Annotated in this window: 18 protein-coding genes; 5 read left to right on the top strand and 13 right to left on the bottom strand. The window is 70.4% G+C overall.

Features of this window, described 5'->3' with window-relative positions:
• Positions 1-5: 5 nt before the first annotated feature.
• On the bottom strand, positions 6-506 hold the full coding sequence (locus ACFV6H_RS05565) for an ATP-binding protein (protein WP_385538855.1): 501 nt from the start codon (positions 504-506) through the stop codon (positions 6-8).
• Positions 507-752: 246 nt separating this feature from the next.
• On the bottom strand, positions 753-1,121 hold the full coding sequence (locus ACFV6H_RS05560) for an STAS domain-containing protein (RefSeq protein WP_384977517.1): 369 nt from the start codon (positions 1,119-1,121) through the stop codon (positions 753-755).
• 258 nt (positions 1,122-1,379) lie between these two features.
• On the opposite strand from ACFV6H_RS05560, the gene ACFV6H_RS05555 reads away from it, so the two are divergent.
• The 3 genes from ACFV6H_RS05555 to ACFV6H_RS05545 all read left to right on the top strand — a co-directional run bounded on the left by ACFV6H_RS05555 (position 1,380) and on the right by ACFV6H_RS05545 (position 5,982).
• On the top strand, positions 1,380-2,237 hold the full coding sequence (locus ACFV6H_RS05555) for an RNA polymerase sigma factor SigF (RefSeq protein ID WP_384977514.1): 858 nt from the start codon (positions 1,380-1,382) through the stop codon (positions 2,235-2,237).
• A gap of 258 nt (positions 2,238-2,495) precedes the next feature.
• Positions 2,496-3,746, top strand: coding sequence for a DegT/DnrJ/EryC1/StrS family aminotransferase (locus ACFV6H_RS05550; RefSeq protein ID WP_385538989.1), 1,251 nt, complete (start codon positions 2,496-2,498; stop codon positions 3,744-3,746).
• The gene (locus ACFV6H_RS05545; RefSeq protein ID WP_385538852.1) at positions 3,739-5,982 is read left to right on the top strand and encodes a lipopolysaccharide biosynthesis protein; all 2,244 of its coding nucleotides are present in this window, start codon (positions 3,739-3,741) and stop codon (positions 5,980-5,982) included. Before ACFV6H_RS05550 ends, ACFV6H_RS05545 begins: the two co-directional genes overlap by 8 nt.
• Here ACFV6H_RS05545 and ACFV6H_RS05540 read toward each other — a convergent pair.
• The 6 genes from ACFV6H_RS05540 to ACFV6H_RS05515 all read right to left on the bottom strand — a co-directional run bounded on the left by ACFV6H_RS05540 (position 5,928) and on the right by ACFV6H_RS05515 (position 13,276).
• Positions 5,928-6,923, bottom strand: coding sequence for a glycoside hydrolase family 26 protein (locus tag ACFV6H_RS05540; RefSeq protein ID WP_385538987.1), 996 nt, complete (start codon positions 6,921-6,923; stop codon positions 5,928-5,930). The two genes, ACFV6H_RS05545 and ACFV6H_RS05540, sit on opposite strands and share 55 nt — an antisense overlap.
• Positions 6,924-7,045: 122 nt before the next feature.
• Positions 7,046-7,645 (bottom strand): hypothetical protein, encoded by a 600-nt coding sequence (locus tag ACFV6H_RS05535; RefSeq protein WP_385538850.1) that lies wholly within the window; start codon positions 7,643-7,645, stop codon positions 7,046-7,048.
• Positions 7,642-9,687 (bottom strand): hypothetical protein, encoded by a 2,046-nt coding sequence (locus ACFV6H_RS05530; protein WP_385538848.1) that lies wholly within the window; start codon positions 9,685-9,687, stop codon positions 7,642-7,644. The genes ACFV6H_RS05535 and ACFV6H_RS05530 overlap by 4 nt, the downstream gene beginning before the upstream one ends.
• Positions 9,688-9,777: 90 nt before the next feature.
• Positions 9,778-10,629, bottom strand: coding sequence for a polysaccharide deacetylase family protein (locus ACFV6H_RS05525; RefSeq protein WP_385538846.1), 852 nt, complete (start codon positions 10,627-10,629; stop codon positions 9,778-9,780).
• Entirely contained in the window at positions 10,626-11,963 is a 1,338-nt protein-coding gene (locus ACFV6H_RS05520; RefSeq protein WP_385538985.1) for a glycosyltransferase family 2 protein, read from the bottom strand. Before ACFV6H_RS05520 ends, ACFV6H_RS05525 begins: the two co-directional genes overlap by 4 nt.
• 137 nt (positions 11,964-12,100) lie before the next feature.
• A complete protein-coding gene (locus ACFV6H_RS05515) occupies positions 12,101-13,276 on the bottom strand; it encodes a GNAT family N-acetyltransferase (RefSeq protein ID WP_385538844.1) in 1,176 nt (391 codons plus the stop codon).
• A gap of 62 nt (positions 13,277-13,338) precedes the next feature.
• Here ACFV6H_RS05515 and ACFV6H_RS05510 point away from each other — a divergent pair, with 62 nt between their 5' ends.
• Positions 13,339-13,947 (top strand): hypothetical protein, encoded by a 609-nt coding sequence (locus tag ACFV6H_RS05510; RefSeq protein ID WP_385538842.1) that lies wholly within the window; start codon positions 13,339-13,341, stop codon positions 13,945-13,947.
• An 83-nt stretch (positions 13,948-14,030) separates the two neighbouring features.
• On the opposite strand, the gene ACFV6H_RS05505 is transcribed toward ACFV6H_RS05510, so the two are convergent.
• Entirely contained in the window at positions 14,031-14,426 is a 396-nt protein-coding gene (locus ACFV6H_RS05505) for a DUF6415 family natural product biosynthesis protein (RefSeq protein WP_384785484.1), read from the bottom strand.
• Positions 14,427-14,557: 131 nt separating this feature from the next.
• On the opposite strand from ACFV6H_RS05505, the gene ACFV6H_RS05500 reads away from it, so the two are divergent.
• A complete protein-coding gene (locus tag ACFV6H_RS05500; protein ID WP_385538840.1) occupies positions 14,558-15,988 on the top strand; it encodes a hypothetical protein in 1,431 nt (476 codons plus the stop codon).
• Between the two features lie 18 nt (positions 15,989-16,006).
• On the opposite strand, the gene hutI is transcribed toward ACFV6H_RS05500, so the two are convergent.
• The 4 genes from hutI to hutU form a co-directional block, all read right to left on the bottom strand.
• The gene (hutI, locus tag ACFV6H_RS05495; protein ID WP_385538838.1) at positions 16,007-17,218 is read right to left on the bottom strand and encodes an imidazolonepropionase; all 1,212 of its coding nucleotides are present in this window, start codon (positions 17,216-17,218) and stop codon (positions 16,007-16,009) included.
• 122 nt (positions 17,219-17,340) lie between these two features.
• Positions 17,341-18,780, bottom strand: a complete 1,440-nt coding sequence (locus ACFV6H_RS05490; protein WP_385538835.1) for a formimidoylglutamate deiminase — start codon at positions 18,778-18,780, stop codon at positions 17,341-17,343.
• An 83-nt stretch (positions 18,781-18,863) separates the two neighbouring features.
• Positions 18,864-20,210, bottom strand: a complete 1,347-nt coding sequence (locus ACFV6H_RS05485; RefSeq protein WP_385538833.1) for an allantoate amidohydrolase — start codon at positions 20,208-20,210, stop codon at positions 18,864-18,866.
• Complete coding sequence (gene hutU, locus ACFV6H_RS05480; RefSeq protein ID WP_385538831.1) at positions 20,207-21,898, bottom strand: urocanate hydratase; 1,692 nt, start codon at positions 21,896-21,898, stop codon at positions 20,207-20,209. Before hutU ends, ACFV6H_RS05485 begins: the two co-directional genes overlap by 4 nt.
• Positions 21,899-22,068 lie beyond the last annotated feature (170 nt).

The raw sequence follows: 22,068 nt of genomic DNA, 5'->3' as shown, positions 1-22,068 counted from the left end.
GCGCGTTACATCGGCGGCGCGGCCAGCTCCGCCCAGACCGTCTTGCCCGGGGTGCCCGGCGTTCTGATCACGCCCCAGTCGAGACAGAGCCGCTGGACGATGAACATGCCGTGCCCGCCGGGCCGTCCCGCGCGGTGCGGAGTGCGCGGCGCCGGTTGTCCCGTACCGCGGTCCGTGACCTCCAGCCGCAGCACTTTGGCGGTGCAGGCGACCCGTAGCCGCTCGGGTCCCTCCGCGTGCAGACAGGCGTTGGTGACCAGCTCGGAGACGACGAGCAGCACATCCTCCGCCGCCGCCCGCCGGTCCGCGGCCGACGCGGGAAGCCACCCCCAGTCGTGGAGCGCCTGGCGGGTGAAGTCGCGCGACAGCGGGACGACACCGCTGGCGCCGGAGAGCGCGAGCGTCCGCACCCGTTCGTCGGACGGCGCGGAAGGCGTGGGAGGCGCTTCCGCGGCGTCCGGCTCGGGGCCGAGGTCGCCCGGCCGAGGCTGCCGGGTGGTGCTCATCAGCGCTTCACCTCACCGATTCACCAATTCGCGAGTTCATCAATACAGAGCGTGCGGGATCCTGTGCGGCCCGCCCCGGGGTCTTCTGCCCCTCCGAATCGTGACAACACCCACTTCTCGGAAAGGCGCGCGAGTCGGAACGCCAGTCGGAACGCGAGTCGGAGGAAGCCACCTGGGGCTCAGCCGACTCAGCCGACCCGGTCAACTCAGCCCATTCGGCCGGTTCAGCCGGTTCAGCCGGCTCAGTCAGTCGGTCAGGGCGTCTTCCATCGAGCCATGGACGGTGAACACCGCGTCCGCGCCGGTGATCTCGAAGACACGCGCCACGACCGGCAGCATGCTGACCAGATGGACTCCTCCCCCAGCGGCCTCCGCCTTGAGACGGGCGCCGAGCAGCACATTGAGCCCGGTGGAATCACAGAACTCAAGCTGCGAACAGTCGATCACCAGGCGTGCCCGGCCCTGTTCGAGCGCGTCGTCGAGAGGCGCCCGCAACAGCTCGGCCGTGTGGTGATCCAGCTCACCGGCCACGGTCACTATCTCGCTCCGGCCCTCGGTCCGAACCCCGACCCGAAGCCGGCCCCGATTCACGCTGCCGACCGTCTGGCGGTCCATGCCCGTCCTCTTCGCCGTTGTCAGATGCCGTGTGTCAGATGCCATCGCCGGTCGAACATTACGCCTTTCACCCGGAGCCCGGTACTCCAAGTCCCCAGCATTGCGGGCAAATAGCACAATTTACACTTGCAACGATCCAGGGTGAACCGGTAGGGCTGGAAGAGACACATCCGACACGGCCGGCTTTGGAGGCGCCGCACACCGCTGCGAACACGTACTGGCATCGGCAGCCATATGCCGAGAACGATGGAGGAGACCATGTCACCCCCGCCCCCCGCCCATCAGGTCACCGCTCCCGAAGTCCCGGAGAGCCTGGCCGATCTGCCCGAGATTCCGCCCTTCGCCGAAGTCGGCGCCATGGACGCACGGGCCCTGTCGAAGACGCTCTTCGCCCGGCTGGAGTCCCTCGAAGAGGGCACGCACGAGCACGCATACGTCCGCAACACCCTGGTCGAACTGAATCTCGCCCTGGTGAAGTTCGCCGCCGGCCGGTTCCGCACCCGCAGCGAACCGATGGAGGACATCATCCAGGTCGGCACGATCGGCCTGATCAAGGCCATCGACCGGTTCGAGCTGAGCCGCGGTGTCGAGTTCCCGACCTTCGCGATGCCGACCGTCGTCGGCGAGATCAAGCGTTTCTTCCGCGACACGTCATGGTCGGTACGCGTCCCGCGAAGACTCCAGGAACTCCGCCTCGACCTCGCCAGAGCGGGCGACGAACTGGCGCAGCGGCTCGACCGCGCGCCCACCGTCGGTGAACTCGCCCGGCGCCTCGGCATCTCCGAGGACGAGGTTGTCGAAGGCATGACGGCGAGCAACGCCTACACCGCGAGTTCGCTGGACGCGCAGCCCGAGGAGAACGACACCGAGGGCTCGCTCGCGGACCGGATCGGTTACGAGGACCACGAGCTCGAAGGCATCGAGTACGTCGAGTCGCTCAAGCCGCTGATCGCATGCCTTCCGCAACGGGACCGTAAAATCCTCTCCTTGCGCTTCGTCGCCAATATGACGCAGTCGGAGATCGGCGAGGAGCTCGGCATCTCCCAGATGCATGTGTCCCGGCTGCTCTCGCGCACGCTCACCAGGCTCAGAAAGGGCCTGACGCTGGACGAGTAGCGCCCGGCGGCGGCCACGGCCGTCGCGACACCGTCGCCGGAAGGGCCCGCCCGCACACAGGGCGGGCCCTTCGGCGTTATTGACGGCTCGTCCGGTATGGGACACATTGAGCCGGGGGCAGGGGGGAACGGAATGGCTCTTGGGGAGGGCTGCCCGCCGGAGCACTCGGTGCTTCCGGCGGGCACGGGACACTCGGGGCACTCGGGGCACTCGGCGGACGACGGCGCGTCTTCGGCGTACGCGACGCTGGAGGCGCTGATGCGCCAACGGCTGGGCAGGGAATGTGTGTACATGCCCTCATGCCGTCTGGGGTTGTATGTGGCGCTGCGCCACTGGTGCCCGCCCGGTGGACGCGTCCTTATGTCGCCGGTCAACGATGACGTGATCTTCTTTGTGGTGCTCGCGGCCGGACTCCGTCCCGTACAGGCGCCGTTGAACGCGCGGGACGGATCTCTCGACCTGGCGGCCGTGCCCGACGCGTACTGGCGCGGGCTGTCCGCCGTACTGACCACCAATCTGTACGGGAATCCCGATCCGGCGCCCGAACTGCGCGCCCGGTGCGACGCGTTGGGCATTCCGCTGATCGAGGACGCGGCGCACGCGCTGGGCAGCGAGGTGGCGGGAGAACCGGTCGGGAGCTTCGGCGACGCGTCCGTGTTCAGCCTTTCCAAACATGTGGGCGCGAAGACCGGTGGGTTTCTGACGGTGGCGGATCCGGCGTTGCGTTCGGAAATGGCCGCGGCCCGGGACGCGTTGCTGGAGCCGGCGCGTCTCACCTCCGAACTCGCCTACGCGCTGCGTCCGTACGCCGAGGCCGGAGTTCGCGGACTGCGGCTGGTACGGGCGGCGCGCGCGGCGCTGCGGCTGCTCGGTCAGGAGGAGCGCGCGGAGATCCGGATGCCGCTGCGGCCCGGCGAGCTGACGCGCGCGATCGACGGCGGCGCCGGTCTCGCGTCGCTTCATCCCTGGATCCGGGTCGATCTGCACGACTACCGCCTCCGGCCCGGCCGCGTACGGCTCGGACGTACGGAACGGCTCCTCGCCGGCCTGGACGCACGGCTCGACGCCCACCGGCGCGGTACGGAGAAGCTGCTGGCCACTCCGTGGGCGGGTGGTCCCTGGAGCGGCAGCCGCTCGGGCGGTCCGGTCGGCGGCCCCGACGGCGGTCCGGGCGGCGGCGCAAGGCCCGTACAGCCGCTGTTCCGGGTGCCGTTGCTGGTCGAGGACCGGGACGCGGCGATCGCCGCCCTCGCCCGGCACCGCGTCACCACCGGATATCTCTACGATCCGCCGCTGGACGTCTACGCGGGCGAGGTCTTCACCGATCCCTCGCCCTCGCCGGGACCGGCCGCCTGGTTCGCGCGGCACGCGCTGCCGGTCGACCCGCGACGGGCCGACCAGGTGATCTCTGTACTCACCGCGCTGGGCGCCCGGCCGGTGGAGCAACCGGACGAACGGCCCATGGAACGAGGAGGGCTCGGCGGCGAAGGGTTCGGCGGCGGTGGCTGACACCGCCCGGTTGGGGAAGCCGGCCGCCGGCCAGGCGGACTCCGCGCCCGGCGCCTCGGGGACACAGCAGACGCAGCGGACACAGACGGAGTCCGGCGGCGGCGACTCGATGTTCCGCAACGCCTATGCCCTGATGCTCTCCACCGGTGTCTCCGCCGCCCTGGGCCTCGGCTTCTGGCTGGTCGCCGCGCGCTACTACACGGAGGAGGCCGTAGGGCAGGGCTCGGCCGCCATCGCCGCCATGCGGCTGCTGGCCTCGATCACCGCCACCACCATGATTGGCGCGGTGGTGCGCTATGTGCCGCGCGCCGGCCGGGCCACCGGGCCGCTGGTGTGGCGGGCCTACACCATCAGCTCATTGGTCGTGTGTGTCGCCTGCGTGGTGTTTCTGCTGACGCTCGATCTGTGGGGCCCGTCCTACGCACCGCTCGACGGCGTCATGGCGGGCCTCGTCTTCACCGCCTCCTGTGTCGCCTGGGCGCTGCTCACGCTCCAGGACGGTGTGCTGACCGGGCTGCGCAAGGCCTTCTGGGTACCCGTCGGCAACGCCGTCTTCTCCATCGGCAAGCTGCTGCTGCTCGCCGTGTTCGCCGGCGCGCTGCCCGTACTCGGAGTCTTCGTCTCCTGGGCAGCGGCCATCGCCCTGTCCGTACTGCCGCTCGGCTGGCTGGTCTTCCGCAGGCTCATCCCTCGGCAGGCGGCGGCCGACCGGGACCGCGAGCCGCCGCGGCCGGCCGACATCGGACGGTTCCTGGCCGGTGACTCGGTCGGGGCGCTGTTCAGTCTGGCAATGATCAATCTGCTGCCGGTGATGGTCGCGGTCCGCTTCGACGCCGCGCACAACGCCTTCTTCTACACGGCCTACACCGTGGGCGGCACGATGGAGTTCATGGCCATCAACATGGCCTCCTCGCTCACCGCGCACGCCTCGCACAGCCCGGACCGGCTCGCCGAGGGCGTACGAGGAGCGCTGCGCCGGATGACGTTCCTGCTGGTGCCCGTGGTGCTGGTGCTGGTGCTGTTCGCGCCGCAGGTCCTCGCGCCCTTCGGCGACGACTACGCGCGCAACGGCACGACCGTGCTACGGCTGCTGGCCGCCGCCGCCCTGCCCCGGGTCGTCGTGGAGCTGTACATCGGCGTACTGCGGGTCCAGGGCCGTACGGGCATGCTCGCCGCGCTCCAGGGCGCCATGTGCGCACTCGTCCTGGGCAGCGCGCTGTTCCTGCTCGGCCCGGCCGGGATCTCGGGCGCGGGGCTGGCGATGCTGCTGTCCATGACGCTGGTCGCGCTGGTGGCGGCGCCGGGACTGCGGGCGGCGCTGCGGGACGGCCACCGTACGGGACGGGAGCGCGGGGGCGTGCGAGGGCAGGAACAGAGGGCGGCAGGGCTAGACGCAGGCGCAGACGAGTACGGCACCGAGTGGGCTCGCAGGGCCGCCCGGCGCCGTCGGGACACGGCCGAGGAAGCGTCGCGGGAGCGGGCGGAGTACGGCACGACCTGGGCGGAGCGCACGGCCTATCTGCGCGGTGTCCACGACACCGCGACTCCGGCCGTCGGCCTTCCGATATCCGTTCCGTCGCCCGCGCCCGCGGCCGTATCCGCGCCCGTCGACGAGAGCCGTACGGTCAGTCTGCTGTGGCTGCTGCTCGGGATCGCGGGCGGACTGTTCTGGTCGCCGCTCGCACGGGCCGAGGACATCGGCCTCGATCGGCTCACCGGTGCCCAACTCCTCGATGTGCTGCCGCCGTTCACCCTGATCGCGGGCATCCTGCTGATCGTCGTCCAGTGCGCCACCGTCTCGCTCGACCGGCCGGGCCCGGTGCTGCTCGCGCTGGGACCGCTGACCACTTTCGCCGCGTTGCACTCCGCGCCTCCGCTGCTGGGCATACCGCCCGACCGGGCGTCAGGTCTCTGGCACGGTGCCGTCGCGGACCTTCCCGACGCGGCGCTGCGGGCCCTGCCCATCGCCCTGCAACTGCTCTGCCTGGTGCTGACCGCCCTCACGCTGTGGGCACTGCGTACGGACGGACGCGTCACGGCGAGCGTGGTGTGGGTGCTCGCCGTGACGGGCTGGGCGGCGCAGCACCCGTTCGCGACGGTCGCGCTGCCCATGACGGCAGGGCTGTGCGGGCTGTGCGGAGTGACGGCGGTGGCCCTCGCCGTACGCCGCCACCGTCACCGTCACCGTGCGGGAACGGGCTGGCGGAAGTACGGATCACGGCCCGCTTCGCGATAGCCCTCCAGCGCCGGGCCTTTGTTGACGGTGAGATCGCAGTGCCGGCCCGGTACGGGACGGTTCCAGTGCACCAGCGCCCGCACCCTGGGAAGCGTCGGCACGACCTCCGGGATCTTCTCGTACCAGCCGCGCTGCCGGCCGGGACGGGCGGGATCGGGCGCCGTACTGAACTCGGCGAGCATGACCGGCTTACGGTCGGACACATTCGCGCGCAGCCACTCGTAGGACGGCCGCTGGCTGCGCTCGAAGTCCAGCCAGTTCGGTGAGTCATGGCAGGCGAAGTAGTTGTACTGGTCCATGCCGATCCAGTCCACGTACTCGTCGCCCGGATAGAGCGACTTCATCAGCTCGGCGTTGCCCAGATAGCCGGAGACCGTCCACACCCACACCACATTGTCCACACCGAGCTTCTCGAACCGGTCGTGGATATGGCGGTATGCGGCGATGAACTCCTCGGGCGTGCCCGCGTCCGGAGTGCGGAAGTCGGTCTCCTGGTCGAAGGAGAAGAAGACGCGCTTGCCGTACGCCTTGAGACGGCGGGCCTGCGGATCGATGATCTCCTCGTCGAACTTCCCGGCGGCGACATTGCGCCAGCCGAGCTGGGTCTCGGTCCAGTTCTTGTGGTGCGGCTCGGTCCATACGGTGGACTCCCAGGCCAGCATCAGCATCCGGTCCCGGCCCAGCTCGCGTTCGTCGGGCGTGAGCAGCACACCGTCGCGGGCGGTGTTGGACATGTCGTGGTAGTTGTAGACGAGATCCAGCTTGCGGCCGATCTTCTTCTCGAAGCCGTACACCGCGTCCTTGAGCGAACCGTTCTCCGCGTACGGCACATACGCGCCCCACCAGGCGCCGCAGGGCGGCTCCAGCAACGGGCCCGCCGCGCACGGTCCGTCGGCCGAGTCGTCCCTGCCGCCGGGCGCTCCCGGTCCCGTGGCTCCGATACCGAGACCGACGAGCAGCGCGCCTGCGGCGGCCAGGACGAGCGCGATACCGGTGGACCGCCGCCCGCCCTTGGCTCGGCGGCGCGAGCCCTCCTCGGTCCGGCGCCGTGCCGGTATGCCGGTCACCGGCCCCTCCAAGGGCCCGGTTTGAGACGCTCGGCGGCCCGTAGGCTCGCGGCCTCCCGGGTCGCTGCGGGCAGCGGTACGGCGGGCAGCGGCGCGACGACCGTACAGAAGGCGGCGAGCGAGGCCAGGAAGAGCGTGACCGAGTAGCCCTCCACCAGAAAGAGCGCGGTCGCGGTGAGCGCGGCGAGGGACAGGCTCAAGGGCGCGGCGAGTGCCACCGTCTCCAGCCGGGCGCCGGACAGGGTGTGCGCGGCGGGCCTGGGCAGGAGCAGCGCGAATCCGGGACCGAAGGTGACGAAGAGCAGGACAGGCAGCCAGCGCAGCGGGGAGCCGCCGGGCAGGGCCGTGGCCGCGAGCGCGACCCATCCGGAAAGGGCGAGGGCAGCTCTGAGCCATGGCTGCGCAGGGAGCCGTCGTGGTGTCCGGGTACGGATGGGTTCCTGTGCCTGGTCCGGTTCTTGCGTCTGCGCTGGTTCTTCTGCCTGGTCCGGTTCTTGTCTCTTGTCGGCGGCCGGAGCCCGCGAGTCGGCCGGCTTCTCGGTGTCCGTCACGTTCTCCGTGTCCGTCACGGCGACTGCCTCCTCCTCGTGCGTCATCGGTCAGCCGTAGCCGTAGCCGTGGTGGTGGCGGCGGTCTCGGTGGGATCCGGTATGTGCTCAAGTACGAGCCCGTGCTCGTTCTCCTCGACCACCCGGAACAGCGGCGAGGCCTTCAGCGCCGCGCTCATCCGGGCGAAGCCGCCGGGCGGCAGATATCCCTCGCCTGCCGTGGCCCTCTCCTGGGTCCGCGTGAGGATGACATAGGCCGGCCGCCCGTCCGGAATGCCCGCGTCGAGATATCCGGCCGGATCCCTGAGCATCTTCAGGTTCTCCGGCACTTCCTGTTCGGTGAAGAACCAGCGCTCATAGTGGTCGTAGCGGTAGTAGGCACCGGCGAACGAACCGGTGGTGGCCAGGATCAGCGCACCGTCCGGAGCACGGTCGTAGGCCCGTCCGACCAGCGCGGTCTCCGCCGGAGGCGCGTACTGCATGGCCTCCTTGCCGTAGTACGACGGCAGGAAGCCCGCCAGCAGGGCGACCAGCGCCACGGGCAGCGCCACCGCGCCGGTCCCGCGAGCCAGCCGCCGTGCCCTGCCGGTCCCGGCGACGGCGGGGACCAGGGCCGCCGCGGCGAAGAACGCCGTGCCGGGCAGCCCGAACAGATAGACGCGGAAGAGCATTTCGCCGCCGTAGTCGTTGACGGCGAAGAGCGGTACGGGCGCGGCGGCGGCCAGCAGCAGCGGCAGGGCGCTCCTGGTCAGCGCGCGCCGCAGCAGCACGGCCACGGCGGCCAGTACGCCGAGCACGGCCACCATCAGGATGTTGGCGTTACCGACCAGCTCGGGCCCGGGACCGGTCGGTTCACCGGCGAACCCGGCACGGGAGTTGCTCAGCAGATCGCCGGCCGTGTCGCGCAGTGTGCCGAGCGTGTCCAGGAACAGCACGCGGCCCATCGTCAGATCCCAGACGAGCATGATGACGCCGGTGACCACGAGCAGCCCGAGATTGCGGTAGCGCCGGGTGAGACAGAGGGCCATCAGCGTCATCCCGAGCATGACCGGAGTGAGCTGGTGCGAGGCGTTGACGGCCGCGAGGAGCGGAGCGAGCAGCGCCACACCGATCGCCCGCTGCCGAAGGCCGGTGGGCGGTGGTGCGGAGGCCGCGGCCGGATCGAGAGACGACCGGTCGCGCAGCCGCCCGGCGGATCCCGGCCGTACGAAATGCCGTACGACCACGGCGAACACGGTCAGGAAGAGCAGATAGGCGAAACCCTGCGGCGAGAGATAGTCCTGTCCGACCCAGTTGGCGAGCTGGAAGATCCAGACCGCGGTCCACACCAGACGCCAGTCGTCGCTGAAGGTGCGGTAGATCAGCACCAGGACCGGCATCGTCAGCAGACCGAACGCGACGGGCGCCCAGTTGGTGTACACCGCCGCGCCCTCCACGCCGAAGGCACGGACCAGCGCTGCGTTGAGCGAGAAGAAGCCGGGCCACTGGTCGTACGCGGACATACCGCCGGAGAGTTCAACGGTGGGATGTACGGTCCCTTCGGCCAGCAGCCGGGCTATCACGGCATCGTGCTTGGACGCCCAGGCATAGCGGACCGAGTCGTAGAGCAGGGCGGGCGGTGCCTTGAGCGCCACGAGCAGAGTGACGCAGTAGGTCAGCGGCCACCAAGGAGCGGTGCCCGCGCGGCGCAGACTGACCAGAAAGCCGGCCGTGAGCACCAGCAGTGCGGCGTAGAAGGCGATCGGGAACCGGTCGAGAAGCCCGAAGTCGCCCATGCCGTGGAAGTCGATCCGAGGTAACGACCAGCTCCACAGGGCCGCAGCGACCACCAACGGCAGCCAGGTCAGGAGCAGTTGAGGACGGAGCAGGGCCGCCTTCGGGCGGCCCGGTCCACGACGGCGTGAGGGAAGGCGTGAGGGAACGGGCTTCTGTGCCTGGGCGTCCGACGGAGCGTCCGAGGCGGGCGCGGGCGCGGTCTCGGGCATGGGCGTACGCGCGGACTCGGCTGTGGGACCGGGCGCCGGATCGGTCTCGGGCTCGGGCGGTGGCTCGCTGCTCCCCTCGACCGGCGTGGGCACAGGCTGCTGCACAGTGCGACTCCCCCCACAGATGTGGTCGCGGCCGTCACGCCGCTGTCCCTGAAGCGAAGTATAGGAACTCTCAACGCGTTTGTTTCGGTTCTAACCGGCGAACTCGGGCCCCCGTATCCGGGCCCTCGCGCCTCGGTACAGCCGCCATCCCAGCGTGCGCGGTGAGTCGGGGAAGGGCGCGGTCCTGGCCCGCTCGCCGTCGGCCGCGCCGCCCGCCATCCAGGACGCCACGTCCGCCGCGGTGTGCGTACGGCGCACGATGAGCCGGGAGATGCGGTACGTCTCGTCCCGGTCCGAGCTGTGCGCATGGCGTACGGCGACGGCGGAGGCGTATCCGGCGCGCGCGGCGGCCCGGCGCACGGCGCGGCTGTTGTAGCCGTGCGGATAGGCGAGATGCGCGACCTCATGGCCGAGTGTGTCCTCCAACGCGCCTTTCGCGTCGCGCAGTTCACGGTGGAGGTCGGCAGGGCGGAGAGTGTCGAGCTGGGCATGGGTGACGGTGTGGGCGCCCACCTCCATGCCGTACCGCTCCAGCGCCGGTGCCTGGGCGAGCGTCATCATCGGCGCGGGCGGCAGCAGGCTGGTCAGGCCCGGCGTGATCGCTCCGGTGGTCAGATACGCAGTGGCGGGCAGCGACCGGACGGCGAGCGCCTCGGCCGTCGGTCCCGGGAGATCGGCGAAGCCGTCGTCAAAGGTGAGCACGACGGGCCGCGCCGGTACGGGCACCTCGGCCGCCGCCCCCGCCTCCGCCCCCGCCGTCGCCCTCGCACGGCCGGTGAGGGTGCTGATCGTGACGGGAGTACGGCCGCTGGCGAGGACGGCGTCCAGATGGGCGGCGAAGTCCCTTGGTGTGACGGTGAATTCGGCGATCCAGGCAGGCGGATCGTCCATCACGGCGTGATAGAGAAGGACCGGAATGGGCGCCGGCGGACTGTCGCTCATGACCGCCTCCGGACTGCGCGACGGTGGATCCGTGCCTCGCCGAGTGCCGCACCGCGCGCCTGACGGCGTACCCGTACGCGCGCCTTCAAATAGCCGAGCGGGCCGTACAGCATCCCTCGGCGCTCCAGCCGGGAGAGATCGCGCGGCCAGGGATGGGCCCGCGCGCCATGGGTCCCGGGCGCCGGCTCCCCGGCCGGATCCGGGCGGTGCGCCGTGATCGCGCGGGCGTGGGCGAGACCGCGCGGCAGCTTGGCGAGCAGCGCGGGCAACAGTGCCGGACGGCGGACCAGGATCGCGGTGAGATAGGCGGTCAGGCCCGCGCCATATCCGTACGCCTGGTTCCGCAGGTCCTGCCAGGTCTCGCGGTGGTGGTGCCAGACGAGCGCCTCCGGCGCGTAACGCAGTCGGTGCCCGGCGGCCAGGATCCTTACGAAGGCGTAGAGGTCGTCGCCGCCCTTGGCGGGAGTGCCGGTGCCGGTGGCGGGATCGAAGCCGCCCACGGCCCGTAGCGCCTCGGCACGGAACGCCATATTGGCGCCGGACCCGAAGCTGCCCGCGGTGAACGGGAACAGCGGCTCGTCGGCGGGTGGACTTGCCGGATCGTACAGCCGGGGCTCGAAGCCCTTGGCGAAGCCGCCGTGGCTCTCCAGCAGGATCTGCGCGGAGGTGGTCAGCCGGGCGGGGAGGATCAGTCCGGTGACACAGCCGAGGCCGGGATCGGCCGCGAAGGGCGTGGTGAGCGCGGTGAGCCAGTGCGGATCGGCGATCACATCGTCGTCGGTGAAGGCGATGACCATGCCGTCGGCGGCGGCGACACCGCAGTTGTGCGCGACGGCCAGACCGGGACACGGCTCCTGGACGTAGTCGACGCGGCCGGCGTAACGGGACACGACAAGATCGCGCGTGGCGGTCGTGACAGGAGCGTTGTCCACGACGAGGACACGGAAATCCGGATGGTCCTGCGCGAGAAGCGAGTCGAGCGCACGGGCGAGCTGTCCGGCGCGCTCGCGGGTGGCGACGACGACGGTGGTACGAGGAGGCGCGGCGAGCGCGGTCGCGGGCCGCGCGGGTTCTGCGGGCGCTGGCTCTGGGGGCGCAGGCGGCTCGTACGGGTCCTTCCGCGCGCGGAAGACGGCCGTGAGGACCTCCGCCGGATCCTCGTCCGCCCTGACATGGCCGAGCACGGTGGCGGCCGGGCGGCCCCGGAGCCGTACGAGCGCGAAGATGTCCCCGGCGCCCGGAGGCGGGCCGCCGAGCGCCGGGCCGAAGGACAGCACCGGGCCGTCCGGGCTGTCCGGACCGTCGAGATCGAGATCCAGTTCGGCCACGGCGATGGGCGGCAACTCCGTTAACTCGGAAGGCCGTCCGTCGGACGCGCGCGCCGCAGACGCAGACGCAGACGCAGATGTGGATGTGGATGTGCTGGGCGTGTATGTCATCGGCTCCCCCGTCGGTGATGCGGCCCCCGCCGTCACTTCTCCCGCAGCCGGCCCACCCGGCTCAGCGTCCGCTGCGCGTATCCCGCCAGCCTCGGCCGGCTTCTGACGAAGCTGTGCGCCCTGCGGGACGGCTCCCGGCTGAGCCAGTAGAGAGCCGCCCGCGCGCCCGGCCGCGCCACGGAGCCCTCGTACACCCGCAGTCCGCCGGTCTTGAGCGCGTCCTTGTACTCGGCGGCCCCGCGCCCCAGATCGAGCGTGTGGATCCCGGCCGCCGCGGCGGCCTCGGCCATCCGCAGATGCAGGATCAGTCCCGGTGAGTACTTGGCGAACGCCGGATCGTACGCCGGGAACCAGCAGGCCAGCACCGTGCGCGAGCGCAGCCCGAAGTGAGCGGCGACCGGCCGGTCCGCGACATAGAGCACGGAGAGCACACCGGAGCAGCCCGGCGCACGGGTCTCGGCCAACTGCCGTACGAGCGCGCGGATCCACTCCTTGGCGAAACGGTCACGGCGGCCCGTCCTGCGGTACTGCGCGGACTTCCACTCCATGAGCGTGCGCAGGGCCGCCGGATCGCGTTCGTCGAAGACGAAGCGGACCTCGCCCGCCTGGCGGCCGAGTCTGCGCTCCTTCGCGGCCGTCGTCCTGAAGAACTTGGGCGACCGCGCGCGCAGGCCCGTCTCGTACGCCTCGTATCCCTCACGGACATCGATGACCGGGGACTCGAACTCCTCGGCCGCAGCCGGAACGAACAGCTCCTGTCCCGGCTCCAGATTGTCGAACTCCCAGGCGGAGAGCGCGCAGGCCTTCAGCAGACCGGTCGGCGACAGCCGCAGGCCGCTGCGGAACACGCCTCCCTGCACATCGGACACACCGAGGCCGATGGCCCTGCCATGCCCCAACGGCCCTGTCTCGTAAGGGAAGAAGCCGACGGGCTCGCCATACCGGCCACCGGCGCCGGCCCGGCCCCCGCCGCTTCCCTCGCCTCCGGCGCCGTATTCGTACAGCTCCTCCCGCACCACCGCCACCCGGGCGCCGGGCCGTACACGGCCGACAGCGCGCGTGAACTCCGGCTCCATGAACGGGCTGGCAGGCGCGCCGGACAGGGCCCGTAACGCGCGCCATGCGTCGATCTCGGTCTCGTCAAGATCTGCCGGCGCGGCAATTCGGATACGCGCCCGATGGCGCGCAGCACTACGTACGTCAGTCATTTCGACCCCCCGGTCCCCAACCCCACCGAAAGGACGGTACCGACCCAAATCGTTCCGGGATAGTGCGCGGCGACCATTCGCCAGAGGCCGAACAACTACTGTCCGAAGCGGTCCGATCGCACATAGGATCGCAGGACGCATCGACCGCGACGCTCGCCCGGAAGGAGGTCTCCATGCTCATGTCACACCGGACGGATCCGATGAGCGGCTTCCCCCAGGCCGCCCATGCCGCCCTGCTGACACAGGAAGCCACGGCCCGCGTCGTGCTTCCCGGCGAGGCGCCGGCCATGGCGGCGCTCGGGCACGAGGCGCTCAAGGAGTTCACCGGCCGCCCGGATGTCGCCAAGGGCGCCGAGCACTTCACAGCGCCGCGTGAGGCGCGGATTCCGGACAGAGCGCCCGCCGGGCGCGGCGGTGTGGTTGATCTACGCGCGGAGGAGGGCACCGCGGCCGATCCCGGTGCCGAAGCCAACGCCGATCTCGACCTCGGTCCCGGCCCGGGTACCACCGCCAACACCTACGCCGACGCCGGTTTGGACGCTGGTGTGGCGGAGTTTCGTGGACAACAGTGTGAGCGAACTGCCCATGGTGCCCGGGTAGTCCGCCGTGTGTTCGATTGTGGTTGTCAGCTCACGTATTCATCGGACCGTACTCATCTCGGGTGGTCATAGACGTAGTCCCACGGCCAGGGCGATCGTGAGCCCGAGCGTGCAGACCGCGACGACGAACCACGTCTGATGTTTCGCTTCGGGCGTCATGGTCGGCCTCGTCCTTCGCGCTCACGCAGATAGTCCATGAATGTGCGGCACATCCGTGCCATGGCCCGCATATGGACCCAGTTGGCCATGGCCCCGTCGCCCGGCCCGCTCTCCGTCAGGTCGTACCAGTCCTTGAGCGCGCCCTTCGCCCGCACCGTGTGCTCGGCCTCGGGCACGCTTTCGACCACGCCCACGAGCCGCGCTCCATGGGCGATGAGCCGCTCGGTGAGGTCGGCGATCTCCTGCGGCGGAGGCATCAGACGATGGGGAGCCAGGGCGCGATCGGCGTCGAAGGCGATCGCGTCGAAGTCCACGGCTATGGAGGTGGCATCGTGGGCCATGGCCTCGGTGTGCGCGTTTTCGTCTGTGCTGCCGGCTCTGTGGTCTGTCACTGTGGTCACCTTGGCCCCCGTCTTCGTGTGATCGGCGTCTACGAAGAGAAAACCGCGTTATCAGCCTCCACGAGTACCGTGGAAGCAGGTCTGAGAATGAAAGCCATGAACGCACTGGGGGAGTTGAGAGCATGGCGAGTAACTCACGCACACCCAATACCGGGCTGGCCTGCCTGCTTGAGCAGGCGAAGTGGTCCCGTTCGCAGTTCGCGCAAATCATCAACCGCATGGGTGCCGAAGCCGGTCTCGAGCTTCGTTACGACCAGTCCGCCGTCTCCCACTGGGTCGCGGGCACCATGCCGAAAGAGCAGGTCAGACCGCTGATACTGGAGGCGTTCGCGCGGAAGCTCAACCGGCCGGTGACACACTCGGAGGCCGGTCTCGCGGTCGCTACGGCCGGCTTTTCCGCTGCGCGTACGTCCGTACACGGGGCCGTACACGGGTCTGCGCAAACGTCTCTGCACGCCTCGCCGGGCGATCCGGCGGCGGCTCGCCTCAACACCCTTGAAGAACTCGTCGACATGGGACGGGCGGACATGGATCCGTCACGCCGTGGCCTGATCGCGGCGGGTCTGTTTTCGGCCGCCGTCGTCGTCCCGCTGTTCCCGGATCTGGCGCAGGCCGCCACTCCGCCGCCGGCCGCTCCGGGGAAGCGGACGGTCCGGATCGGCGCACCTCAGGTGCAGGCCGTACGGACGATGACGGATCGGATCGCCAATATCCTCGATGAACTCGGAGGCGGTCACGCGCGTCCGATGGCCGCCGCGTTCCTGGTGAACACCGTCATGCCCTGGCTGAAAGCGGAGGCCGCGGAGCGCGTACGGAACGACATGCTGGCCGCGGCGTCCGATCTGGTCTATCTGACCGGATGGATGGCGATGTACGAGCGCGCGCACGGGCTCGGCCAGCGCTACTACCTCAGGGCACTCGAACTGGCGGGCGCCGCCGAGGACCATGTCACCTACTGCCGCACACTGCGCGGCATGTCCCTCCAGGCGTCCAATCTCGGTTACGGCAGGCGGGCGTTGGAACTCGCCGACTCGGCCGCCGAGGCCTCCTCGAAGGCGGAGCCGCGCCTTCAGGCGTTCCTGTCGGGACAGCAGGCCCATGCCGCCTCGATGGTCGGCGACAAGCGCCAGGCCTTCACACGGCTGCGCGAGACGGAGACGGCGCTGACCAAGGCGGACAACCGGCGCGAGTCGATCGGCGGCTACGACCAGACCGCCTATCTCTTCCATGTGTCGCACGTGCTGTACGAGTTCAAGGATCTGCCGGGCTCGATCTCGGCGCTCCAGCAGTCCTTGAAGGCGCAGCAGAAGAACGAGCGCCAGGGCCGGGTCCACTTCCTCGCGGTGCTGGCTCAGCGCCAGTTGGAGCTGGGCCATCTTGAGGCCGCGTGCGGGAGTTGGTGGCAGTTCCTGGACGACTACGAGCATGTGTCCTCGGCGCGCGGGGACGAGCACTTCGAGACGATGCGGCGGCGGCTGAAGCCGTACGCGAAGACGCGCGCGGTGCAGCGGCTGCGGCCGAGGATCGACGAGGTCGCGGTACTGAAGGGCTGAGCATCGGCCGTCGGAACATCAGAACATACGCAGGCCGCCACGCCAGACGGAGGAGACCAGGGGGACTCCCGGGCGGTAGGCCAGATGGACATGGCTCGGGGCGTCGAGAAGGACGAGGTCGGCGCGGGCACCGGGCGTGACACGGCCGATGTCCTGGCGGCGCAAGGCCGCCGCGCCACCCGCGGTGGCCGACCAGATCGCCTCGTCGGGAGTCATGCCCATGTCGCGTACGGCGAGGGCGATACAGAACGGCACGGACGAGGTGAAGGACGAGCCCGGATTGCAGTCGGTGGAAAGGGCGACGGTCGCGCCCGCGTCGAGCAGACGGCGGGCGTCCGGCCAGTCGGCGCGGGTGGAGAACTCCGCGCCGGGAAGGAGTGTCGCCACGGTGTCGCTGTGGGCGAGCGCGTCCACATCGGCGTCGGTGAGATGGGTGCAGTGGTCGGCGGAGGCGGCGTCGAGTTCGACAGCGAGCAGCACTCCGGGACCGTACGAGAGCTGATTGGCGTGGACACGGGGCTGGAGGCCCTGCGCCAGGCCCGCGGTGAGGATCGCGCGGGCCTGGTCGCCGTCGAAGGCGCCCTGTTCGCAGAAGACATCGATCCAACGGGCGTACGGAGCACAGGCGTCGAGCATCTCGCCGGTGACGAGGGCGACATACGCGGCGGGATCGTCGGCGTACTCGGGCGGGACGATGTGCGCGCCGAGATAGGTGACCTCGTCGGTGTGATCACAGGCGATACGCACGGCGCGGGCCTCGTCCTGGACGGTCAGCCCGTAGCCGGACTTGGTCTCCAGGGTGGTGGTGCCCTGACGGAGCGCCTCGGCGAGATAGCGCGCGACATTGGCGGCCAGCTCGGGATCGGTCGCGGCGCGGGTGGCGGCGACGGTGGTGCGGATGCCGCCCGCGGAGTAGGCGCGTCCGGACATCCGGGCGTTGAACTCCTCGGTGCGGTCACCGGCGAAGACGAGATGGGAGTGGGAGTCCACGAAGCCGGGAACGGCGGCCCGGCCGCCCGCGTCGACGGCGTTGTCAGTGGCGGGTGCTTTGCTTGATTCACCGACCCAGGCGATGTGGTCGCCGTCGATGACGACGGCCGCGTCCTGGATCAGACCGATGGGGGTTCCGTCACCGAGGGAGGAGTCGTTGGTGACCAGACTGGCGATGTTGGTGATGACGGTGGACGTGGGCGTGGTCGTGGCCGCGGTCATGGTGGTGGTGATGCTCATGGCGGGGGTTCTCTCCTCCGGCGGCTTCGGCCTGCGCGGCTCGGGTGGCCCGGGTGGCCTGGGCGCTGTAAGGCGTACGGGGGCTGTCGGGAGTCCGGGAGTTGTCGGGAGTCCGGGAGCTGTCAGCCGCGCAGGGCCGCGATGGACTCGGCGAGGGCTTTGGGCACATCGGGCACGAGCGTATGGAGCCCGTCCCGTACGAGATGACGGCCGCCCACGACGGTGTGGCGTACATCCGCCGCGGAGGCGGCGAATACAGCGGTCTCCGCACCGAGCCGTGGCAGCGGGCCCGCTGTTCTGACCGTGTCGAGCGCGATCGTGACGAGATCGGCGAGCGCGCCGGCCTCGATCCGGCCCGCCTCCGGCCGCCCGAGCGCCGCGTGGCCGCCGGCGGTGGCGGCGTGGAGGAGGGACGCGGCCGTCCAGTGGCCGCGGCTGCGGGAGCGCAGCCGTTCGTTCAGCTCCATCGCGCGGGCCTCTTCGAGGAGGTCGATCACGGCATGGCTGTCGCTGCCGAGCGACAGCGGCGAGCCCGCGCGCTGAAGCCGGGCCGCCGGGCCGATGCCGTCGGCCAGATCGCGTTCCGTGGTGGGACACATACAGGTGCCGGTGTGGCCGGCGCCCAGCAGGGTGATGTCCTCGTCGGTGAGATGTGTGTTGTGGATCCCGGTGGTGCGTGCGCCCAGGACACCGTGGTCGGCCAGGAGCCGGGTGGGCGTGCGGCCGTGGACGGCGAGACAGGAGTCGTTCTCCGCGGTCTGTTCGGAGAGATGGACATGGAGCGGGGCCCGGCGCGCCTCGGCCCATTCGGCGACGGTGGCGAGCTGTTCGGCGGGGACGGCGCGTACGGAGTGAATGGCCGCGCCGATCAGGGCGTGGTCGCTGTCCTTGAGCGCGGAGACGCGCTCGGCCCAGGCGTCGGCGGTGCCGTCGGAGAAGCGGAGCTGATGGCGCTCCAGCGGCGCGCCGCCACGGCGCTTGCTGAGACCGGCGGAGAGATAGGCGGTGTCGAGGAGCGTGATCCGGATCCCGGCCTCGGCGGCTGCCGCGATCAGGGCTTCGCCCATCGCGTTCGGGTTGTCGTAGGGCGTGCCGTCCGGCGCGTGGTGGACATAGTGGAACTCACCGACGGCCGTGATACCGGCCAGCGCCATCTCGGCATACACGGCGCGGGCGAGCGCGTGGTACGAGTCCGGAGTGAGCCGGGCGGCGAAGCCGTACATGAACTCGCGCCAGGTCCAGAAGGTGCCGGAGCCGACCTGGACGGTGGAGCGCAGGGCGCGGTGGAAGGCATGGGAGTGGGCGTTGGCCAGCCCTGGGAGAGTCAGTCCGCGCAGTACGGTCGCGCCGGGCGGCGGCGCCGGGACGCCGGTGCGCACCTCGGTGATCCGGCCGTCGTCGGCGGTGACACCGACGGTCACACCGGGCTCGACATGGTTGTCGTGCCAGGCGTACTCCAGCCAGTACAGGACGTCGGGCGTCCGGTGGGCGACCGGTGCGGTGCCGGTCTCCGGTGTGCTCCGTGGGACTCGGGCGGCCTCCGCGATCGCGGCGGGCGTCATGATCCGTGTCCTTCCCGGCGCCGCTGTCGGCCGGGCGGGCTTCGGCCGCTCCGCGGACGGACGTGCTGCCGCTGTCGGCTGCGTCATGTGCACGCGAGTCCTTCCAGTACGTCGGCGAGTGCCAGGATCCCGGCCACGCAGTCGTCCTCGGCGGCGTACTCGGCCGGAGAGTGCGAGACACCGGTGGGATTCCGTACGAACAGCATGGCGGTAGGGATGGAGCCGGACAAAATACCCGCGTCATGTCCCGCGCCGGTACCGAGGACAGGGACCGCGGACCGGGCTCCGGGACGCTGTCCGAGGATCTTGCCGAGTTCGTCCCGCAGGGCGTGCTCGAATTCGACGACGGGAGTGAAGGACTCGCGTACGACCCGTAGTTCGATACCGGCGCGGTCCGCGTGGGCCCGGGCGGCGGACTCGATACCGGCGACCACGGTGTCCAGGGCGGACTGGTCGGCGGCGCGGGAGTCGAGCCAGCCACGGACGAGGGAGGGAATGGCGTTCACTCCGTTGGGCTCGACGGAGACCTTGCCGAAGGTGGCGAGGGCCCCGGCGAGTTCCGCCTCACGGCGGGCGGCGAGCACGGTCTCGGCGTAGGTCAGCATCGGGTCGCGGCGGTCGGCGAGCCGGGTGGTGCCCGCATGGTTGGCCTCGCCGTGGAAGTCGAACCGCCAGCGGCCGTGCGGCCAGATCGCGGACGCGATACCGACAGGATCACCGGAGAGATCGAGCGCGCGGCCCTGCTCGACATGGAGCTCGATGAACGCGCCGATACGCGCGAGCCGTTCGGGATCGGGCCCGATGGCGGACGGATCGTGTCCCGCCGCCTCCATCGCCCGGGGCAGCGGAACACCGTCTCCGTCGCGCAGTTCCTGGGCCTTCGCGGCGGTGAGTCGGCCCGCGGTGAGCCGGGAGCCGACGCAGGCGAGCCCGAAGCGCGCGCCTTCCTCGTCACCGAAGTTGGTGATGGCGACGGGCCTGGTGAACCGCGCTCCTCTGCGGCGCAGTTCATCGAGCGCGGCGAAGGAGGAGACCACACCGAGAGGACCGTCGAAGGCGCCGCCGTCGGGTACGGAGTCGAGATGCGAGCCGGTGACCACGGCGTCACCGGCGAGCGGATCGCCGAGCCAGGCCCACTGGTTGCCGTTGCGGTCGAGTTCATGGACCAGCCCACGGGCCTCGGCCTGCGCGCGGAACCAGGCGCGGCAGTCGGTGTCGGCGGCGGTCCAGGCGTAGCGGCGGTAGCCGCCGCTGCCCGGGTCGCGTCCGAGCGGTGCGAGATCACGCCACATCTCATGGAAGGAGGGCGGGCTTGCCTCGGACGCGGCGGGAGCGGACGCCCGCGCCGCCGTGCCCGTAGGGGCCGTAGGGGCCGTAGGGGCCGTTCCCGTACGAGCCGGACTTGTGTCCTCGGGATCGCGCGGAGTCATGACGGGACGCCCTCGCCGACTGCGGTGGCGGCCTTGTCCTCGCGCATGGGGATGCGTACGGCGCGTTCCTCGGCGACCGATTCCGCGAGGTCGTAGCCCGCGTCGACATGGCGGATGACGCCCATGCCCGGATCGTTGGTGAGGACTCGGCGGATCTTCTCGCCCGCGAGCTTCGTACCGTCGGCGACCGAGACCTGCCCTGCGTGGATCGAGCGGCCCATGCCGACGCCGCCACCGTGGTGGAGCGAGACCCAGGAGGCGCCGGAGGCGACATTGACCATGGCGTTGAGCAGCGGCCAGTCGGCGATGGCGTCGGAGCCGTCGAGCATGGCCTCGGTCTCGCGGTACGGCGAGGCGACCGAGCCGCAGTCGAGATGGTCGCGGCCGATGACGACCGGCGCGGCGAGTTCGCCGGTGGCGACCATGTCGTTAAAGCGCTCGCCCGCCTTGTCGCGCTCGCCGTAGCCGAGCCAGCAGATCCGGGCCGGCAGGCCCTGGAAGTGGACGCGTTCGCCCGCCATCCTGATCCAGCGGTGCAGCGACTCGTTCTCCGGGAAGAGTTCGAGGATCGCCTTGTCGGTCTTGTGGATGTCGGACGCCTCACCGGACAGCGCCGCCCAGCGGAAGGGTCCCTTGCCCTCGCAGAAGAGTGGCCGGATATAGGCGGGTACGAAGCCGGGAAAGGCGAAGGCACGGTCGTATCCGGCGAGTTGGGCCTCGCCACGGATGGAGTTGCCGTAGTCGAAGACCTCGGCGCCCGCGTCCATGAAGCCGACCATCGCCTCGACATGGCGTGCCATCGACTCCCGGGCGCGCAGGGTGAAGTCGGCGGGCTTCTCGGCCGCGTAGGAGGCCATGTCGGCGAAGTCGACACCGAGCGGCAGATACGCCAGCGGATCGTGCGCGGAGGTCTGGTCCGTGACGATGTCCACGGGCGCGCCCTCGGCGAGCATCCTGGGCAGCAGTTCGGCCGCGTTGCCCAGCAGACCGATGGAGAGCGGCCGGCGCGCGTCGCGGGCCTCGGTCGCCAGCCGGAGGGCATGCTCCAGGCTGTCGGCCCGTACATCGAGATAGCGGTGCTCGATCCGGCGGTCGATGGCTCGCGGATCGCAGTCGATACAGATCGCGACGCCGTCGTTCATGGTCACGGCCAGCGGCTGGGCACCGCCCATCCCGCCCAGACCGGCGGTGAGAGTGATCGTCCCGGCCAGCGTCCCGCCGAACCGCTTGGCGGCGACGGCGGCGAAGGTCTCGTACGTGCCCTGGAGGATGCCCTGGGTGCCGATATAGATCCAGGATCCGGCCGTCATCTGCCCGTACATGGTGAGCCCGAGGGCCTCCAGCCGCCGGAACTCCTCCCAGTTCGCCCAGTCGCCGACCAGATTGGAGTTGGCGAGCAGCACGCGCGGCGCCCACTCATGGGTCTGCATGACGCCCACCGGACGGCCGGACTGGACGAGCATCGTCTCGTCCTGCTTGAGCGTGCGCAGCGTACGGACCATGGCGTCGAAGGAGCGCCAGTCGCGGGCGGCCTTGCCGGTGCCTCCGTAGACGACGAGCTTGTCCGGGTGTTCGGCGACCTCGGGATCCAGATTGTTCTGGAGCATGCGGAGGGCGGCTTCCTGCTGCCATCCCAGGGCGCTCAGTTCCGTACCGCGCGGTGCCCGTACGGGGCGGGGTCCCGACATGGCGTTGCCTCCTCCTTGATGGGTCTGCCGTTCCTCGGCGGGCCCGCCGGTCCTTGAGGTCCCGTGAGGTGTCCCTTGAGGGCCGCGACCCGATGGACTTGTTGGCTGATCTATTCACATCCTGGCCAGATGAATACTTGTAGTCAACCGCTGCGTGGCCGCCCGCCGGA

Source organism: Streptomyces sp. NPDC059743, from assembly GCF_042732975.1.
In the GTDB taxonomy this organism is placed as follows: Bacteria; Actinomycetota; Actinomycetes; order Streptomycetales; family Streptomycetaceae; genus Streptomyces.
This window is presented reverse-complemented; position numbering and strand designations above follow the sequence as displayed.

Excerpts from the sequence above, each read along its gene's own strand:
- ACFV6H_RS05500 (WP_385538840.1), top strand. The coding sequence starts at position 14,558 with ATGGCGAGTAACTCACGCACACCCAATACCGGGCTGGCCTGCCTGCTT.
- ACFV6H_RS05555 (WP_384977514.1), top strand. The coding sequence starts at position 1,380 with ATGTCACCCCCGCCCCCCGCCCATCAGGTCACCGCTCCCGAAGTCCCG.
- ACFV6H_RS05525 (WP_385538846.1), bottom strand. The coding sequence starts at position 10,629 with ATGAGCGACAGTCCGCCGGCGCCCATTCCGGTCCTTCTCTATCACGCC.
- ACFV6H_RS05535 (WP_385538850.1), bottom strand. The coding sequence starts at position 7,645 with ATGACGCACGAGGAGGAGGCAGTCGCCGTGACGGACACGGAGAACGTG.
- ACFV6H_RS05490 (WP_385538835.1), bottom strand. The coding sequence starts at position 18,780 with ATGACGCCCGCCGCGATCGCGGAGGCCGCCCGAGTCCCACGGAGCACA.
- ACFV6H_RS05565 (WP_385538855.1), bottom strand. The coding sequence starts at position 506 with ATGAGCACCACCCGGCAGCCTCGGCCGGGCGACCTCGGCCCCGAGCCG.
- hutI (WP_385538838.1), bottom strand. The coding sequence starts at position 17,218 with ATGAGCATCACCACCACCATGACCGCGGCCACGACCACGCCCACGTCC.
- ACFV6H_RS05515 (WP_385538844.1), bottom strand. The coding sequence starts at position 13,276 with ATGACTGACGTACGTAGTGCTGCGCGCCATCGGGCGCGTATCCGAATT.
- ACFV6H_RS05550 (WP_385538989.1), top strand. The coding sequence starts at position 2,496 with ATGCGCCAACGGCTGGGCAGGGAATGTGTGTACATGCCCTCATGCCGT.
- ACFV6H_RS05560 (WP_384977517.1), bottom strand. The coding sequence starts at position 1,121 with ATGGACCGCCAGACGGTCGGCAGCGTGAATCGGGGCCGGCTTCGGGTC.
- ACFV6H_RS05485 (WP_385538833.1), bottom strand. The coding sequence starts at position 20,210 with ATGACTCCGCGCGATCCCGAGGACACAAGTCCGGCTCGTACGGGAACG.
- hutU (WP_385538831.1), bottom strand. The coding sequence starts at position 21,898 with ATGTCGGGACCCCGCCCCGTACGGGCACCGCGCGGTACGGAACTGAGC.